The following is a 17,674-nucleotide window of genomic DNA, read 5'->3' on the forward strand; positions in this document are numbered from 1 at the left end:
CAAACAGTCCTACTCGCACGAAATGCCTCGCTCCCGCTCGCGCGCGCACATCTCTAAACTAGCCTTACGAGTTATCGGCTGAGATTTGGACGCACGGTTTTTTGATTGGGCGCTTGCCTTTGCTGAAGGGAGCGTTTGACCTGGTGATTGGAGAATTATGGATTTCAATATTTGCGTTTTGAAGGGCGACGGAATTGGCCCCGAAATCGTCGATGAGGCGTTGAAGGCCCTCGACAAGGTTGGCGAGAAGTTCGACCACACCTTCAACTATGACGAGCGTCTTATTGGCGGCGCTGCCATCGACGAGTTCGGCGTGCCCCTGCCGCAGGAAACCATCGACGCGTGCAAAGCATCCGATTCGGTGCTGTTGGGCGCTGTTGGCGGCCCGAAATGGGACCACATTGAGCCTTCCACCAATCGCCCCGAGCGCGGCCTTCTGGGCATTCGCAAAGAGCTGAACCTATTCGCGAACCTGCGCCCCGCCAAGCTGTGGGCCCCTCTGGCCGACGCATGCCCGCTGAAACCTGAGCGACTGGGCGATGGCCTTGACCTGGTTGTGTGCCGCGAGCTCGTGGGCGACGTGTACTTCGGCAAGAAGTGGCGCGACGAGGCCGGCGCGGGACATGACGACATGAACTACTCCACGCCCGAAGTCGAGCGCATCGCTCGCGTCGCCTTCGATATGGCCCGCAAGCGTCGCGGCAAGGTGACGAGCATCGACAAGGCGAACGTTCTTGAGACGAGCCGCGTGTGGCGCGAAACCGTGCAGCGCATCGCCACCGAATACCCCGACGTCGAAACCGATTACCTCTACGTTGACAACGGCGCCATGCAGCTGGTGCTCAACCCCAGCCAGTTCGACGTTATTTTGACCGGTAACCTGTTCGGCGACATCTTGTCCGACGAGGCTTCCTGCATCACCGGCTCCGTAGGCATGCTGCCTTCCGCCTCGCTTTCCGATACGAAGCTTGGCATGTACGAGCCCATTCACGGCAGCGCACCCGACATTGCCGGCCAGAATATCGCGAACCCCATCGCGACCATTCTGTCTGCCGCGATGATGCTTCGTTACAGCTTCGATTTGGCCGAGGAAGCCGACGCCATCGAAAACGCCGTGGCAAGCGTGCTTGAAGCGGGCCACCGCACGGGCGACATCGCCAAAGCCGGCGAGAAGAAGCTCACCTGCACCGAGATGGGCGACCTCATCTGCGCCGCTATTTAGCGAGATGGGCCGCGAGCGCCCAGGGAAGCAGCAGAGAGCTTTGCTGCCGCTTCTGCCGCATGGCGCGCGCTTGCAGTTTCGCTGAGCGCATCCCGCAACAGATCACAGCAAAAGGCCAGTTCGGACACGTGAGCTGGCCTTTTGCTTTTCCCGCAACCGCCGCGCACCTCACCCTTGAATACTTGGCTTCGTTGCACCCCGCTCCGCCACTTGCCGCCATTGCATCTCGCTGACCTGCGGCAATGCATTCATCAATTGTGACGATACATGGAGATTATTTGGCACAACCTTCGCAAAGGGAGTATGATGGGAGTTAGTTTTCCCAGTTCAAACCTATATTTTAAGCTCCTTGAGGTGAAGTATGTTCAAATGCGGCGATAAGGTGATCTATAAGAGCTTCGGCGTGTGTACCATTGAGCAGACCGACTACGTATTGGAATCGATGAACTCGAAGGGCGGCGACGTGCCGCCGCGTCTCTATTTCGTACTGAAATCGGAAAGCGCGCGCGGCGGGCAGGCGTTCGTCCCTGCCGACAAAGCCGAAGAGCTCATTCGCCCCGTCATCGATCGCGCCGATGCCATCAACCTTGCGCAGCAGCTTTCTGAAATCGAACCGGAAATGTATGTCGACAAGAACATGCATACCACCGACCAGCACTTCCGTGAAGAGCTTGCCCAACACGACTGCATCACAAGCATGCGTGTGGCTCGCACCATGGAGCATCGCATTGCCGAGCAAGAGGCAACGGGACACAAGCCCTCGACGCTCTATATTCGTCTTCTCGATGCAGCACGAAAACAGGTGCAGGAAGAGTACGCCGCCGCGCTGGGGCTTTCCGTCGAAGAGGCCGACGAGTATTTGAAGAAGGCTACGAACCAAGCGTAGGGTGTTTTCTTAGTTCATTCCGTTCGCAAGGCGGAAAGATCAATTCCATAGATTAGTTTTCCGCGCCCTTTGCCTTACATGAGCAGCACGCTGGCCGCGGTCATAAGCACGAGCGCGACCACCACCGAAAGCGAAATGGCAAAACCGGCCGTTTGCGTATCACCGTTGACCCAGATGATATACACGAGACCAACCGACATAATAGGCGCAAGCAGGCACAGAATCGTGACATTGCGCAGGTCGGTCGGCATGGGCACCACAAAGTACACGAGCGCGCAAAACACCAGCGCAACCACAAGGCGCCACCCAAGCACCTTGCATACCTCAATAAGGTGGCGCTTGTCGATGCGCCACTCGAACACGAGGCCAATCATGAACATGGCCAAAAAGCTGTTGGCTTGCGCCATGGGATGAATAAGCGTGCCGAGCTGTTCGGGAACCGAAATTCCCACGAGCGACAGAGCGATAAGCACAAGGCAGCAGTTGAGCGCGGGCGATTTCAGCGTGGTGCGAATGAGGGAGCCAATCACGCCGCCCGTTCGCTTCTTCAGAATGAATGTGCGCACGATCGCATACGCACCGCCCGACACAAGAATCGTATTGCCAAGGTCGAACATGCAGGCAATCACGACACCCGTCGGCCCTACGACCGACGAGATGAACGGCAAGGCAAAACAACCGATGTTATAGCCAAAACCCATAAGCGTGGGGATCATGCGATCCTCGGGCTTGCGGCGACGCGTGGACAGCATGGCGCCGCCGAAACCAACGACCGTCGCGACAAACGACACCGCCGAAACGAGCAGCAAGCTCGCATCAAACTGGAAGCCCACAAACGAATACACCACCGTGCACGGCAGCGTGATATTGAAGAGCAAGCGCGAAAACACGTTCTTGGTTTCCGATTTAATGAAGCCGGTGTGCGAACATACGGCGCCGACAACGATGATGAGCGCATATGCGCTGGCCGAAAGCAAGATATCGAACATGAAGGTAGGGCCTTTCCGTAAAAGCGTTCCTACCCTAGCACCTGCATATTGCTGCAGGCTTTCCTTGAGAATGTTTTCACAGGTTCTTTTTCATACGTTCGCATGTTTCCATAAGGGGAACTCGCATGAAAAAAGGGGCTCGCATATGCGAGCCCCTTGCGGCAAAACGAGCGAGTTTGCGGCGTCGTTACACGCGCAGCTCTTATACCGGCTGGAACACAATGTAAAGGTAAATACCCGCAATGAGCACCGTGAGCAGCATGAGCGGGAAACCGATTTTCATGTACTTCACGAAGCTGATGGGGTTGCCATTCTTCGCAGCGATGTCGGAGATAACGACGTTGCACGACGCGCCGATGAGCGTACCGTTGCCGCCGAGGCATGCGCCGAGCGACGTTGCCCACCACAGAGGCGTTACATCCATGCCCGCGCCTTCCATGGCAAGCAGGATAGGAATCATGGTTGCCACGAACGGAATGTTGTCGAGCACCGAAGAGATAACGGCCGACGCCACGAGCAATATGATCATGGTGAACAGTACGTCGTCGCCCGTGAAGTCCATAAGTGCATTCGCGAGCATGTCGATAGTGCCGGTCTCGACCATGCCGCCAACGATGATGAACAAACCACAGAAGAACGTGAGCGTAGTCCACTCGACATGCAGCAACGCCTGCGGAACATCGACGCGGGAAATGAGCATGATGACGGCAGCGGCGGTAAGGGCGACAACCGACGACTCGATACCGAGCGCGCCATGGCACATGAAGCCAATAACCACGCACACAAGCATAACGACCGAAATCTTCAGCAGGCGCATGTCTTCGATTTGCTCTTTCGGGTCGAGCTCGAGCACGCGGTTGCGGTCTTCGTCGGGAACATGCAGGCCACGGCCATACAGGAAGTAAAACACCACGAGCACGACGGCCAAAATCACGCACACGATAGGCGCGTCGACGATGATGAAGTCGAGGAACGTGTAGCCAGCGGCGGAACCGATCATGATGTTCGGCGGATCGCCGATGAGGGTTGCAGTGCCGCCGATGTTCGACGCCATGATTTCAACCATGAAGAACGGAATCGGGTTTACCTTGAGCAGCTTGCAAATGGTAAGCGTCATGGGGCCGATGAGCAGCACCGTGGTGACGTTGTCGAGGAATGCCGAAAGCACGGCGGTGAGCAGCACATACATAATCATGATGTGCCACGGGTCGCCCTTGGCGATGTGGGCGGTTTTAATGGCCAGGTAGCCAAACATGCCCGACTGCTTCACGACAGCCACGAACAGCATCATGCCGAACAACACGCCAATAGTGTTGAAGTCAACATGCGCCACAGCTTGGTCGAGCGTCATAACGTGCGCGAGAAGCAGCACGGCCGCGCCGCCAATGGCGACGAGCGAACGATGCACCTTTTCCGACATCACGAGCGCGATGACGATAAGGAACACCGCAACAGCGAATATTGCGTTGAAATCCATAGGCTCTGCGTTTCTTCTTAAACGGTTTTTAGTAACCCCCCTACTATAGCCGAATAAAGTCGATTCGAAAGTGAAGCCCTCATTAAAAGCGCGTGATAAGCAGGAATATCGGGCCGAAATGCGACGCGCAACGACTAGGACGCATCGCTGCGGCTGGCGCATGTTAGCTGCAGCGATGCGAGGCGCATCCGTGCATCCAAAGGCACGTTGCAACAAAAAAACCGCGCCCTGTGGCTGGCCCGAAGGGGCCAGGCCTCAGAGCGCGGTTTGTGCATACCGGAGGCCGCCGACGTCTCGTGCGGCGAAGAGCTCGCGATTCGCTAAATCGCCTCGACCTTCACGGCACAGACCTTGTATTCAGGCACCTTCGCGGTGGGGTCAAGCGCGGCATTCGTGAGCCAGTTGGAATTGCCGTCTTGGAAATGGAACGGCATCCATGTTTGACCGGGATTTGTCTTGCTCGACACGCGCGCCGTAGTTTCGATTTCACCACGGCGGCTCGACACGCGCACGCGATCGCCATCGGCTACGCCGAGCTGTTCAGCGTCGACCGAGTTCAGCTCGATGAACGATTCTCCCGCAATTTCATTGAGGCCTTCCGTACGACCCGTCATGGCGCAAGCATTGTACTGAGCGAGCACGCGACCGGTCATAAGCATAAGCGGGTATTCCGCATTGGGAAGCTCCGCCGACGGACGATATTGAGCGAGCGAATAGCCGCCTTTGCCGCGAGAGAACTGTTCCACATGCATGATGGCCGTGCCGGAATGGTCCTCCGACGGGCATGGCCACTGGATACCGCGACCTGCAACCTGGGCACCATCGAGGCGAGCATGGCTTATGCCGGCGTACGACGGCGTGAGGCTTGCGATTTCCTCCATAATCCGAGAGGCGGAAAGCGAAGGCTGGTCATAGCCCATGCGACGCATGATTTCGGCAAACACCTCGGTGTCGAGACGCGGTCCATCGGGACCCTTCACGGCCTTACGCACGCGCTGCACGCGGCGCTCGGTATTGGTGAAGGTTCCTTCCTTTTCCGCATAGCTGCGACCAGGCAAAATAACGTCGGCATACTTCGCGGTTTCGGTCATGAACAGCTCTTCGACAACCAAGAAATCAAGCGACTCGAGGGCATGGATCACGTGATGCGTATCGGGGTCGGTGCGAACGGGGTCTTCGCCGAAGAGGAACAGGGCCTTGATACGTCCATCAATCATCGCGGGGAAGCACTCTGTTGCCATAAGCCCCGGCGTGCGATTCATTTTCACGCCCCATGCCGCCTCGAACTTCGCAAGCGCATCGGCATTGGCAACCTTCTGATAGCCCGTGAAATCGGCCGGTCCGGCACCCATGTCGCACGCGCCCTGAACGTTGTTCTGGCCGCGCAGAGGGTTGACGCCGCAACCGGGTTTGCCGAATTTGCCGCAGACCATGGCCATGTTGGACATGGACATAACGCCTTCGGTGCCCGTGGAATGCTCCGCCACGCCCAGGCAATAAATGATGGGCGCGCGATCGGCCTTCGCATACATCGCTGCAGCCTGCACGAGGTCGTCCGCGTCGATGCCGCAAATCTCCGCCACCTTTTCAGGCGTATAGTCGGCCACCATGGCCGCGAATTCCTCGAAGCCTTCGGTGCGATTTTCGACGAATTCCTTATCGGTGAGCCCCTGGGCAATAATGGCATGAGCCATGCCATTGGCGAACGCAACGTTGGTGCCAGGGCGCAACTTCAGGTGGATATCGGCCTTGCTCGCAAGCCCAATGTCGCGCGGATCGACGACGATAAGCTTCGCGCCGCGCTCAACCGCCTGACGAATGCGCATGCCCATAACGGGATGCGCCTCTTCGGGGTTGCTGCCCACGAGCAAAATGACCTGCGCTTGCTCGCACACGTCTTCGATGGAATTAGTCATGGCTCCAGAGCCAAGCGTTGTCGCCAGACCGGCGACCGTGGGAGCGTGTCAAACACGCGCGCAGTTGTCGATATTCGGGGTATCGAATGCGCACCTCGCCATCTTCTGGAGCATGTAAATGTCTTCGTTGGTGGAACGCGAGCACGCGAACGCGGCGATGGACTCGCCGCCATGCTCGGCCTTGATCGCGCTAAAGCGCTCGGCAACAAGAGCGAGCGCATCATCCCAGCTCACGGGCTCGAACTCGCCCGTCTCGCGATTCCTCACGAGCGGCGAGGTGATGCGATCGGGCGAATTCACGAAGTCAAAACTTCCGCTGCGGCCCTTCACGCACAAAAGTCCCGCGTTCGAGGGGCCGTTCACGGCCTGCGCGTCGACGATTTCGTCACCCTTCACAATAAGGTCGAGCTGGCAGCCAACGCCGCAATGCGGGCACGTGGTGCGCACGCGCGAGACTTCCCACTCGCGATAATTGCCACGGCGCTTTTCCGTAAGCGCGCCCGTGGGGCACGCCTGGGCGCAGTTGCCGCAGCTCTCGCACTGGGTTGCTTTCCAATTGGGGCCAAACGGCGCCTGGATGGTGGTGCGAACGCCACGCTTTCCGGCACGCAGCGTATGGTTGCCTGCCGCCGTGTTGCAAGCGCCCACGCACCGCTGGCACGCGATGCACAGGTTCGGGTTAAACGAGAGGAACGGATTGCTGTCGAGCACGGGGGCGTTTTTGACGGGCGCCTCAAACGAAAGCTCTTCCATGCCGAACTCGCGACCGAGGTCTTGCAGCTCACACGCGCCGTTCTTCTTGCAGCTGAAGCAGAAATTCGTCGAGTTCAAGCCGTGGCTCGACAAAATAAGGTCGAGCGTGAGGCGACGCGTAGCATCGAGCTCATCGGAAGTCGCCGTGACCTGCATACCTTCCTCGGCAAGCGTAGAACACGCGGGCAGAAGGCCCTGCACGCCTTCGACTTCGACCACGCACATGCGGCACGAGGCGATGTCGCTCACGTTCTTCAGGAAGCACAGCGTGGGAATGTGGATGTTCGCCGCGCGGGCCGCATCCAAAATAGTTGAGCCCTGCGGCACCTCGACGGAAACGCCGTCGATCGTGAGATTCACGTTAGACATATTGGATTCGACCTCCTTCCAGGGCGCCGCAACCGAAGTGGTCGCAACGCAGGCAGCGCCCGCATTCCTGCACCGCTTCTTCGCGGCTCATAGGCATTTCGACATAGGCAAAATCGTGTTTGCGCTCACGCGCGGGGCGTTCGGAAATTTCTACACGGCCCTTGGGCGCACGGTCGTTGGGCGCGGGCGCAGGAACATCGACGCCGCAATCGAGCGTGTGGTGGTAACCCAAGTACTCATCGATGTTGCGCGCGGCAACCTTGCCGGCGCCAATGGCTTTAATGGCGGTCGCGGGGCCGGTTTGGCAGTCGCCGCCGACGAACACGCCAGCGAGCGTGCCATTTTCGCCTTGGGCCTCGAGGAATTCGTTTGCCTTGAATTCGCCCCATTCGGCAAGCATGCCCGCGTCTTCGAACGGCTGCGATTCGATGCCCTGGCCCACCGCAACGAGAATCACATCGGCCTCGATGCGGCGCTTGGGCTTGTCAGCGGCTTTTGCCGACGGGCGGCCACCCTTCACCGCGGAAATCATCTGCGGCTGCGTGATGAGCGCCACGACCTGGCCCGCTTCGTTCGTCTCGATGGAATCGGGCGATTCGAGCGTGATCATTTCCACGCCTTCGGCAATGGCGCTTTCAATTTCGGCGTCGAGCGCGGTCATGTCGGCCACGCGGCGGCGATAGACGCACGACACCTCGTCGGCGCCAGCGCGCACCGCCGTGCGCACGCAGTCCATGGCAACGTTGCCGCCGCCGATGACGGCCACGCGTTTGCCGGCGAAATCGGGATAATCGCCATCGCCGATGCGACCGAGCAAATCGACGGCAGAAATAACGCCTTCGGCCTTCGCGCCATCGATGCGCAGGCCCTTGCCTTTTTGCGCACCAATGGCAACGTATACGGCATCGAATTCGTTTTGCAGCTCAGCCATAGCCTGGGTGTCGACCTTCGTTTCGAGGCGAACTTCGATACCGCCCACGGCAAGAATGGCGTTGATGTCTTCGTCAAGGCGCTCGCGAGGCAAGCGATACGCGGGAATGCCATAGCGCAGCATGCCTCCGAGGTGCTTGCGAGCTTCGAAAATCACCACGTCGTGACCCATAAGCGAAAGGAAATATGCGCAGGTCAAACCACTGGGCCCGCCGCCAATTACCGCAATGCGGCGATTGGTTTGGGCCGAACGCTCGGGCACAGGGGCCTTGTCGGCCGCGCAGGAATCGACCGCGAATTTCTTGATGCCGCGAATATTGATGGGGGCATCGAGCAGGCCGCGGCGACAACGGCGCTCGCACGGGTGCTCGCACACGAGCGCGCACGCGGTGGGCAGCGGGTTGTCTTTGCGCACCATGTTCACGGCGCCGGCGTAATCGCCTGCCGCAACGAGCGCGATATAGGCCGGCACGTTCACATGCGCTGGGCACAGCGCCTCGCACGGAACCTTCTGCTCGGTGCCTTCGGTGCATGCACGGTTTTCGATGTGGCTCGCATATTCATCGGCGTGGGCTTTAAGGCCCGCCAGGAATTGGACCGCGGCTTCATAGCCAATGGCGCAGTCGGAGGCATCGCGAATCATTTCCGCCAAAACGCGGGCGCGATCGAGGTCGGCGGCCGTCGCCTTGCAGTCGAGAATGCTGCGCACCAACGAGGCGAGCTGGGGCAGGCCATCGCGGCACGGCACGCACTTGCCGCACGTTTGAGCCGCACCGGTCTCGAGCATGGAAAGCTGTGCCGCAACGGGACAAGCCCCCGGCGGCGTGGTTGAGATTCGGCGCGCGAACGCTTCGAGTTCGGCGGCGTAGCTCGCGTCGCTCGACCCTTTCGGCGCAATAGAAAGCTTAGTCACAATACCCCCTATATCTAGGACGCGCCGCCGACGCTTCGGATGCTCCGGCGCACGTTGTTAGATGCACAATTTTAGAACGCTCGCCAAGACAAGGCTGCGCCAACATTGCGAATGGCACCGCGAAAGCACCAAATACGCACCTCAATGCGAGGTTTTTAACAGGCTTGAAACATAGCGGAGCAATATCTGCAATCGAAGCCAAACGGATTCTCGCCGCATACAGGGACAGAAAACAAAAAGACCCGCTGAGAAGCGGGCCTTTGAGAATTCATGGAGCCGTTGACCGGACTCGAACCGGTGACCTGCTCATTACGAGTGAGCTGCTCTACCAACTGAGCCACAACGGCGCATGGCGTTCATAACGCGAATGAGTATATTACAGGAAGCTCTTCGATACGTCTAGGACATTTTCCGATTAATTAGGAAATTCTTTTGCGAATTACTTCGCAGCGTCAGGACGCCTCGAACGAAAAAGCGCCGTTCGTTAGAACGGCGCAACAACGTTGAAAAATGGCTGGGCCACCAGGATTCCTGGCCGCGCTACGCGCGCCCCGACCTCTCAGGCTAAAGCCTTCGGGCGAATTCCTAAAAACTGCCCACTGGGCAGTTTTCTTGACGGAATTCCACCTCATCGGTTCGAACCCTGGTGGCATAAAACACACTTAGCCATAGCCGTTACGAACCTATATGCTTTTCGTTGTTGAAAAATGGCTGGGCCACCAGGATTCGAACCCGGACTAAGGGCACCAAAAACCCCTGTGCTGCCATTACACCATGGCCCAGTAAGAAAAAGGCGGGCTGAGCCCGTCTTAGAAAAATCGGTGGTGGGCCGTGAGGGAATCGAACCCGCGGCCTTGGGATTAAAAGTCCCCTGCTCTACCAGCTGAGCTAACGGCCCACATACACGACGCGATTACGCGCAGGAATGAATTGTACCCGTACACGCGCCCGCCGTCAATGAGAATTTCTTTCGCCCAATATCGTCACATTCGCACCAAACGCAAGGCAAAACGAAGTTCGCATTCTCTGCGGAAAGAGCAAAGGCAACTCCTATCGAGCAAAATGCCCACGCGAGTGGCTTGCGACAGCGCAACTCGCAATTTGCCAAACAACAAGACAGAAGGCCTGCGACAATTCGCGCCGCAGGCCTTCATGGCTTCTTACTGCTTATATACCGGGGTTGCGGTTTCATCGTAGCCGATTTTTTCCTTATCGGCGCTCAACGCGGCCTCGGCTTCCTTCATCTGAACCTTCACGGCCTCATAGCCCGTGCCGCCATACGTCTTACGGGCGGCAACGATGGTCTTCATGTCGAGCGCGCTCACGATATCGGCCTCGAACAGCTCGTTAGCCTGCTTGAATTCGTCAAGCGTGAGGTCTTCCAGGCCTTTGTGGTGCTTCTCGCAATACAGCACGAGCTCGCCAACCACTTCATGCGCCTGACGGAACGGCATACCCTTCTTAGCCAGGTAGTCGGCCACGTCGGTCGCAGCCGTGAAGCCCTTGCCGGCCGACTTGCGCATCTCGGGCACGTGCAGCTCCATGCTTTCGATCATGCCCTCCATGCACACCATGCAGTCGTGCAGGGTTTTCGCGGCGTCCATGGCGCCTTCCTTGCACTCCTGCAAGTCTTTGTTGTAGGCAAGCGGCAGCGACTTCATGGTTACCAGCAGCGCAACCAAGTCGCCCACCACGCGGCCCATCTTGCCGCGCGTGAGCTCGGCAAAGTCGGGATTCTTCTTCTGCGGCATAATCGACGAACCCGTGGCGAAGCTGTCGGAAAGCGTGACGAAACCGAATTCGGTAGTGGACCACAGAATGATCTCTTCGCACAGGCGCGACAAGTGCATCATCGAGACGCTGCAGGCGTATTCAAGATCAAGCAGATAGTCGCGGTCGGAAACAGCATCCATGGAGTTCGGAATGGGATGATCGAAGCCGAGCAGCTCGGTTGTCATGTGGCGATCGAGCGGATACGTGGTGCCGGCAAGCGCCGCGGAACCCAGCGGGTTGGCATCGGCGGCGTCGAAGGCGGCCACGAGACGCGTGAAGTCGCGCGTGAACATCCAGAAATACGCGAGCATATGATGGCTGAACAGCACGGGCTGGGCATGCTGCAAATGCGTGTAACCAGGCATGATAACGTCGAAATTGTCGCAGGCCTTGGCATAAATCACGCTACGCAGCGCACAGTTCTGGGTAAGCAGCTCGTTGAGCAGGTCTTTCGCATGCAAACGCGTGTCAGTGGCAACCTGGTCGTTACGGGAGCGGCCCGTATGCAGGCGCGCGCCCGCAACGCCGACGTCTTTAATCAACGTTTTCTCGATGGCCATATGAATGTCTTCGTCGTTGATGTCGAACTGGAAGCGGCCTTGAGCGATTTGGTTCTCAATCTCGACCAAGCCCACCTCGATTTTGTCGAAGTCGGCCTTGGAGATGATGCCCTTCTCGCACAGCATGCGAGCATGCGCGAGGGAACCCTTGATGTCCTGCGAATACATCGACTTATCGACCTGCAACGATGCGCCGAACGCCTGGGTAAACGACCCGACGCTCTTCTCAAACCTGCCGCCCCACAAAGCACCCATGGAATAGCCTTTCTTGTTTCAAACGGACGCCCGTGCGCCGCAATACTCTTATATAAAAGTGCGGGCCCGAAAGCCCGCACCAGCTTCAATGCGTTTCGAACAACGCTCTATTCTAGCGTGGAATTACAGGTCCTGCGCTTCGTGGCCCTGCTTCTCCGCCCAGACTGCAAACGGCAGCGCGGAGAGATCGATGAAGCCCTTCGCGGCCTTGTGGTCGAACGTGTCGGCCGCGGTGTAGCTCGCCAGACCGTAATCGTAGAGCGAGTGGTCGCTCATGCGGCCAGCCACGGTGCAGCTGCCCTTGTACAGCTTCACCTTCACGGTGCCGGTGACGAACTTCTGGGTTTCGGCGAAGAATGCGTCGAGAGCGTTCTTCAGCGGGCTGAACCACTGGCCGTAATACACGGTGGTGGACCACTGATGCTCGAGGTTGAGCTTGAAGTGCTGCGTCTCGCGATCGAGGCACAGAGTCTCAAGCGCCTTGTGGGCGGCAATGAGCACCTCAGCGGCTGGGGTCTCGTAGCATTCGCGCGATTTCACGCCAACGAGACGATTCTCGACCATGTCGATGCGGCCGCAGCCATGCTTGCCGGCGAGGACGTTGAGGTCCATGACGATTTGCAGGAAGCTCTTCTCTTCACCATTGAGCGAGCAAGGAACGCCCTTCTCGAAGCCAATCTCGACATATTCAGCTTCGTTGGGAGCATTCTCGGGGTCGACGGAAAGGGTCCAGATGTCCGCGGGAGGCTCGTTCCAGGGATTCTCGAGCGCGCCGCATTCGATGGCGCGACCCCACACGTTGTCGTCGATGGAGTACGGCGAAGCCTTGGATGCCTTCACCGGAACGCCGTGCTCAGCAGCCCAGTCGATTTCTTCTTCACGGGTGTGAAGCTCCCAATCGCGAACGGGAGCGAGAATCTCAAGCTTCGGGTCGAGGGCCTTGATGGCGGTTTCGAAGCGAACCTGGTCGTTGCCCTTGCCGGTGCAGCCATGGGCGATGTACTTCGCGCCGTACTTGTGCGCAGCCTCGACCATGTGCTTGGAGAGCAGCGGACGAGAAAGTGCGGAAAGCAGCGGGTAGGTGTTCTCGTAGAGGCCGTTGGCGGCAAGCGCCTTGGTGAGGTACTCGCTAGCGTATTCCTCACGCATATCCATGGCCTCGGAAGCGATTGCACCGCACTCGAGCGCCTTGTTCTTGATGTACTCGAGGTCGGCTTCGTCCTGGCCGACGTTGCCGCAAATAGCGATAACGTCGAGGTTCTTTTCAACCTGCAGCCACTTCAGGCAGCACGAGGTGTCCAGACCGCCGGAGTATGCGAGTACAACTTTTTCTTTCTCAGCCATTGTTGTGCCTTTCTCATTCCGCCGCCAAGGCGGCGGCAATTTCAAATCAACGTTTTCTCCGTGCGTGGGTTGCGTTTCGACCCCGATTGGATGCTCCGTTGCACGAAAGCGGAGCCAAATCGCTGCGGCGAGGCAACTGCGGGCAACAAAAAACCCGGCAGGGGCCGGGTGTTGTCATGCGTCCAATTGTATTGCGACAGAAAATAAGGGATTACCTTATAAGGACAGCAGACAACACACGCGCTCGTCGCAGCGTGTTTCGTCGGCTCTGGCGTCGGAGAGAAGCATTGGTGAAGTTGAAGAACATCGCACAGCTCCTTTCCTTGGTCAGTTCCTTACAGGCGATGATTGCGGGCTTCCCCGCCACTCCAGTACGTTGGAGTGTGACAGTGAGAATATTCGAGGCTTGCGTTAATTGCAACCCTAATTCACAAAATAGTCGAATTTTTTAGTTTTATGCATAAATCTGCCAAAAACGAGGGAGCACCGCTTATGAATCGGAAGGATTGATGCAAAATGATGGGCATGTACTCGGTTGAAACATGCAAAAACATGCATGAAGCGCCCGCGTTCTCGCACGCATAAAAAAAGCTGGCGCACCGGCCCGAAGAAAGCCGATGCGCCATAAGAGAGGACGTTTTGCCGCCCGATGATTTCGATTTCGCTCCTTATTGTACGGTCTTGGTAGCCACCAAGGCAACACCCGTGCCGGCAACATTTTCGAGCAAGATGTCGCCTTCGTGCACTGGCGGCTGCACGCGCAGCGCGCGGATTTCCTCGAGCGCCGCGAGCATGCGATTTTTCGCGATGGGCTGGGCCGTTTTCGCGCTTACTGGGCATAAACGGCCATCGACAGGCACCGCCGCCGTGACCATGCGCACGGGATGCGTGGCTTCTTGGCGCGCGTAGTCTTTGCCACGGCGGCAGGTATAACCAACGACGCCCGTCACGTCCAAACCCGCAGGGCCCTGCTGCAACATAACCGTAAGCTGGCACCCCAAAGGACAGCAGATGCACGTGTACGTTTCCTCATAGGATCGGGAAGGCAGGCCCGTTTGCACAGAAACGCCCGCATGGCTGCTTTGCACGCCCTGCCAGCGAGGCGGATTGTTCTGAACGTTCTTGCCATCACCTGCGGAAATTCCGCCATTGGCCTTGCTATTCATGACTCGCCTCCTCCCCTTGCGCGCTTACGGGCGCGATTTTTGCCGCAACGTCAAATTCGGTTGCGCCGTCTGCCTTCGCCGCACCGCTAACTTCTGGCGCGTTTTCCGCACCATCGAATCCGCCGGATTTCGCTTCGCCGTTCGCTTCTTCTGCTTCCTTCGGCTCAATGCGGACCATGATTTCCTTCGCGCCGGCAAACGCGTCGCCCGCAAGCGCGACGCTTTGCATCTCAGCGGGAACCGCCACGAGCACACGACGACGCTTCACAAGCTCGACCTCGCCATTCGCCAGGCGTTTTTCAATGACGATCGACGCGTTTTCGAACGATGCCGATGTACGGAAGCGCAGCGTGACGCGACTCGTTTGCGGATGCACGTATTGCGGAACGATATAGCGCACGCCTGCGCCTGCACGCGTGGGGGCGGATCCTTCGCGTGATGTGGCCGCCGGCGGCGTAGCGTGAGGCGTTACGGAACGGCGAAGCGCGCGACGCGCGGCCGATGCTCCTGCATGGTCGCCTTCATCGGACACGAAATCGACCAGGTCGTGAATATGGAGCGCGTTTCCGCAGGCGAACAGGCCTGCCGCGCTTGTCTCAAAATTGTCGTCGACGATGGCGCCACCCGTCATGGGGTCGAGCGCCACGCCCGCATCGGTCGCAAGCGCATTTTCGGGAATAAGCCCCACGGAAAGCAGCAGCGTGTCGCACGGAATGCGACGCTCGGTACCCGGAACAGGTGCGTAATGGCCATCAACTTTGCTCACGATGACAGCTTCAAGCTTCGAGGCGCCTTCAATACCCACAACCGTCGTAGACGTATGCAGCGGAATGCCGAAGTCGTCGAGGCACTGCACGATATTGCGTCGCAGGCCGCTTGGCGTGGGGTTGATTTCGAACACGCCGGCCACGCGCGCGCCCGCGAACGTGAGACGGCGCGCCATGATGAGGCCGATGTCGCCCGAACCAAGAATCACCACGTTGCTGCCGGGAGCACAGCCCTGCAAGTTCATGAAGTTCTGCGCCGACCCGGCCGAGAACACGCCCGCCGGGCGCGTGCCCGGCGTTCCGAGCGCGCCAGCGCCGCGTTCGCGCGAGCCCGTCGCAAGCACCGCCGCGCCCGCCGAAATGGTTTGCTCGCCTTGTGGCGACACGATTTCCACCGAAATGTCGCGCGCGCCTTCGCCGCCGTTTTTCACGCGCAGCACACTCGCATCGCGAACGACGTGCACATTGAGGCCCTCGAGCGTCGCGAGCTCGCGCGAAGCGTATTCGGGACCGGTGAGTTCCTCGCCAAAACGGTGCAAGCCGAAGCCATTGTGGATGCATTGCTTCAAAATGCCGCCCTGGTGGCTTTCGCGATCGACGAGCACCACACTCGCGCCTTTTCGCGCGGCCGAAGCAGCCGCGGCGATGCCCGCCGCGCCGCCGCCGATAACAGCAACGTCGTATTCGAGCGAGGAGCATGCGGCGATTGAAGCTTTGAGAGCTTGGAGGGCACCGGTTTCGACGCCAGCTTCAAAGCTTGCCGAAAGGGCCCCGGCTTTGAAGCCATCGGCATCAGGAACGGCAGGCGCGGGCTCCTCAACCTTGAAACCGTCGGCCTTCCCTTGATTGTCTTGGACATTCGAGGACAGGCCCTCTTCCGAAGATTCGCTTTCGCCCTCGAGTTTCGCCGCCGCATCGGCAACGCCGCCAACGGCGCGGTTCGATTCGCTCCGCACAAGCTCAACGTAGTTTTCGGGCGCTTCCGCAACTATGCGCGAACCAGCGAAGCGCTTCGGCAGCTCGCTCGGAGCGATGCCGGCCTCGCGCGCCACGACCTTTGCGAGCTCGGGCGTGCAGAAGCCGCCGTGGCAGCGACCCATGGTCGCGCCCGTGCGCCACTTCAACGCGTCGAGACACAGCACGGGCAGCTTCGTGTGCAGCGCGGAAGCGACATCGGCTTCGGTCACCTCGTTGCAGCGGCAGAGCATATGGCCCGCGTCGGGATTGGCAGAGATGGCTGCGCGACGCTCTTCTTCATTCATGTTCTTAAACAGCGCAGGCAGCGACAATATCGGGTTGAACTGGGGGTTTTCCGCAGCATTGAGCTTTTCGGCAATGCACGCAGCCATATCAACGGCAACAGCGGGAGCGGAAGTCAAGCCCGGCGATTCAAAGCACGCGATATCGAAAAAGCCTGGCGCACTCGGCACCTCGCCAATTTCAAAATCGCCCGTATCGCCCGTGGCGCGCACGCCGGCGAACGTGGTAATGCGGGCTCGCATGTTGAGCGCTGGGTACGTCTTTTTCGCGGCGGACGTGATTGCGGCCAAGCCCTCGGCGGTAGTTGCCGTGGCATTTTTGCCACCTTGGGGAACGGCATTCGGACCAACGAGCATGTTGCCGTGCACCGTAGGCGAGACAAGCACGCCCTTGCCCGCTTTCGTGGGAGCCTGGAACATCGTGTGCGCGAACAGGCCGCCCATATCGGTATCCATGAGGTTGTATTCGCCGCGACGGGGGGTTATCGAAAACGCGTGCGGCGACACCATGTCGTGGATTTCGTCAGCATGCACGCCGGCGGCGTTCACCACGACGCGGGCGTGCACCGCTTCGGCAACGTCGCCCTGGGCGCCTTCGATGTGAAGGATGTAGCCCGCGCCTCGGGCGGGCTCGACGGTGGCGGACTGGGCGGAGCCGGCGACGACGGCCTGGGCGGAATCGGCGGTCGGAGTCTGCACAGGCTCGATGCCCACAACTTTGCTTGAAAAATTAAATTCGACGCCATTGCGGGCCGCGTTTTCGCCAGCGCGGAACGCCACCTGATACGGATCGCAAATCGCGCCCGTAGGAACAAGCAACGCGCCAAGCGCCTCGGGCGACACGTTCGGCTCAAGCTCGCGAAGTTCTCGTGCATCGATTACGCGCAGGCCCTCGACGCCATTATGCTCGCCCCGCTCGCGCAACCCGCGAATCGCCTCGAACTCGTCTTCCGTAAAAGCGAGCACCATCGATCCGTTGTTGATATAGGGAAATCCCAGTTCGCTCGCCCATTGCGGATACAACTTCGCGCCTTCTACGTTATAGCGCGCCTTACGGGTGCCGGGCTTCGGATCGTAACCCGCATGCACGATTCA

Annotated in this window: 10 protein-coding genes and 3 tRNA genes; 2 read left to right on the top strand and 11 right to left on the bottom strand. The window is 59.0% G+C overall.

From position 1 onward, the window contains the following. The first annotated feature begins 157 nt into the window (after window positions 1-157). A complete protein-coding gene (gene leuB, locus ACWI8T_RS03835; protein ID WP_449138002.1) occupies window positions 158-1,222 on the top strand; it encodes a 3-isopropylmalate dehydrogenase in 1,065 nt (354 codons plus the stop codon). Between the two features lie 361 nt (window positions 1,223-1,583). Next, entirely contained in the window at window positions 1,584-2,108 is a 525-nt protein-coding gene (locus ACWI8T_RS03840) for a CarD family transcriptional regulator (protein WP_449138003.1), read from the top strand. Between the two features lie 74 nt (window positions 2,109-2,182). Here the strand turns inward: ACWI8T_RS03840 and ACWI8T_RS03845 are convergent, their stop codons facing one another. From ACWI8T_RS03845 to ACWI8T_RS03895, 11 genes are all read right to left on the bottom strand, one after another. Then, window positions 2,183-3,097: an AEC family transporter gene (locus ACWI8T_RS03845; protein WP_449138004.1), complete on the bottom strand. Its 915-nt coding sequence runs from the start codon at window positions 3,095-3,097 to the stop codon at window positions 2,183-2,185. A gap of 202 nt (window positions 3,098-3,299) precedes the next feature. After that, window positions 3,300-4,574, bottom strand: coding sequence for an ArsB/NhaD family transporter (locus ACWI8T_RS03850; protein WP_288168926.1), 1,275 nt, complete (start codon window positions 4,572-4,574; stop codon window positions 3,300-3,302). A 320-nt stretch (window positions 4,575-4,894) separates the two neighbouring features. Then, window positions 4,895-7,612 carry a formate dehydrogenase subunit alpha gene (gene fdhF / locus ACWI8T_RS03855; protein WP_449138005.1) on the bottom strand — a complete coding sequence of 906 codons (2,718 nt, stop codon included), beginning with the start codon at window positions 7,610-7,612 and terminating at the stop codon, window positions 4,895-4,897. Beyond that, the gene (locus ACWI8T_RS03860) at window positions 7,605-9,455 is read right to left on the bottom strand and encodes an NAD(P)-binding protein (protein WP_449138006.1); all 1,851 of its coding nucleotides are present in this window, start codon (window positions 9,453-9,455) and stop codon (window positions 7,605-7,607) included. Before ACWI8T_RS03860 ends, fdhF begins: the two co-directional genes overlap by 8 nt. 271 nt (window positions 9,456-9,726) lie before the next feature. Then, window positions 9,727-9,802, bottom strand: a tRNA-Thr gene (locus ACWI8T_RS03865). 361 nt (window positions 9,803-10,163) lie between these two features. Then, window positions 10,164-10,237, bottom strand: a tRNA-Gln gene (locus ACWI8T_RS03870). A gap of 40 nt (window positions 10,238-10,277) precedes the next feature. Then, window positions 10,278-10,353: transfer RNA gene (locus tag ACWI8T_RS03875), tRNA-Lys, on the bottom strand. A gap of 262 nt (window positions 10,354-10,615) precedes the next feature. Further along, window positions 10,616-12,043: an argininosuccinate lyase gene (gene argH / locus ACWI8T_RS03880; protein ID WP_449138007.1), complete on the bottom strand. Its 1,428-nt coding sequence runs from the start codon at window positions 12,041-12,043 to the stop codon at window positions 10,616-10,618. Between the two features lie 123 nt (window positions 12,044-12,166). Next, window positions 12,167-13,387: an argininosuccinate synthase gene (locus ACWI8T_RS03885; protein ID WP_281668470.1), complete on the bottom strand. Its 1,221-nt coding sequence runs from the start codon at window positions 13,385-13,387 to the stop codon at window positions 12,167-12,169. 668 nt (window positions 13,388-14,055) lie between these two features. Beyond that, window positions 14,056-14,553, bottom strand: a complete 498-nt coding sequence (locus ACWI8T_RS03890) for a DUF1667 domain-containing protein (protein WP_302886330.1) — start codon at window positions 14,551-14,553, stop codon at window positions 14,056-14,058. Next, the gene (locus ACWI8T_RS03895; protein ID WP_449138008.1) at window positions 14,546-17,668 is read right to left on the bottom strand and encodes an FAD-dependent oxidoreductase; all 3,123 of its coding nucleotides are present in this window, start codon (window positions 17,666-17,668) and stop codon (window positions 14,546-14,548) included. Before ACWI8T_RS03895 ends, ACWI8T_RS03890 begins: the two co-directional genes overlap by 8 nt. Window positions 17,669-17,674: the final 6 nt, after the last annotated feature.

It is taken from the genome of Slackia sp. (assembly GCF_977041755.1).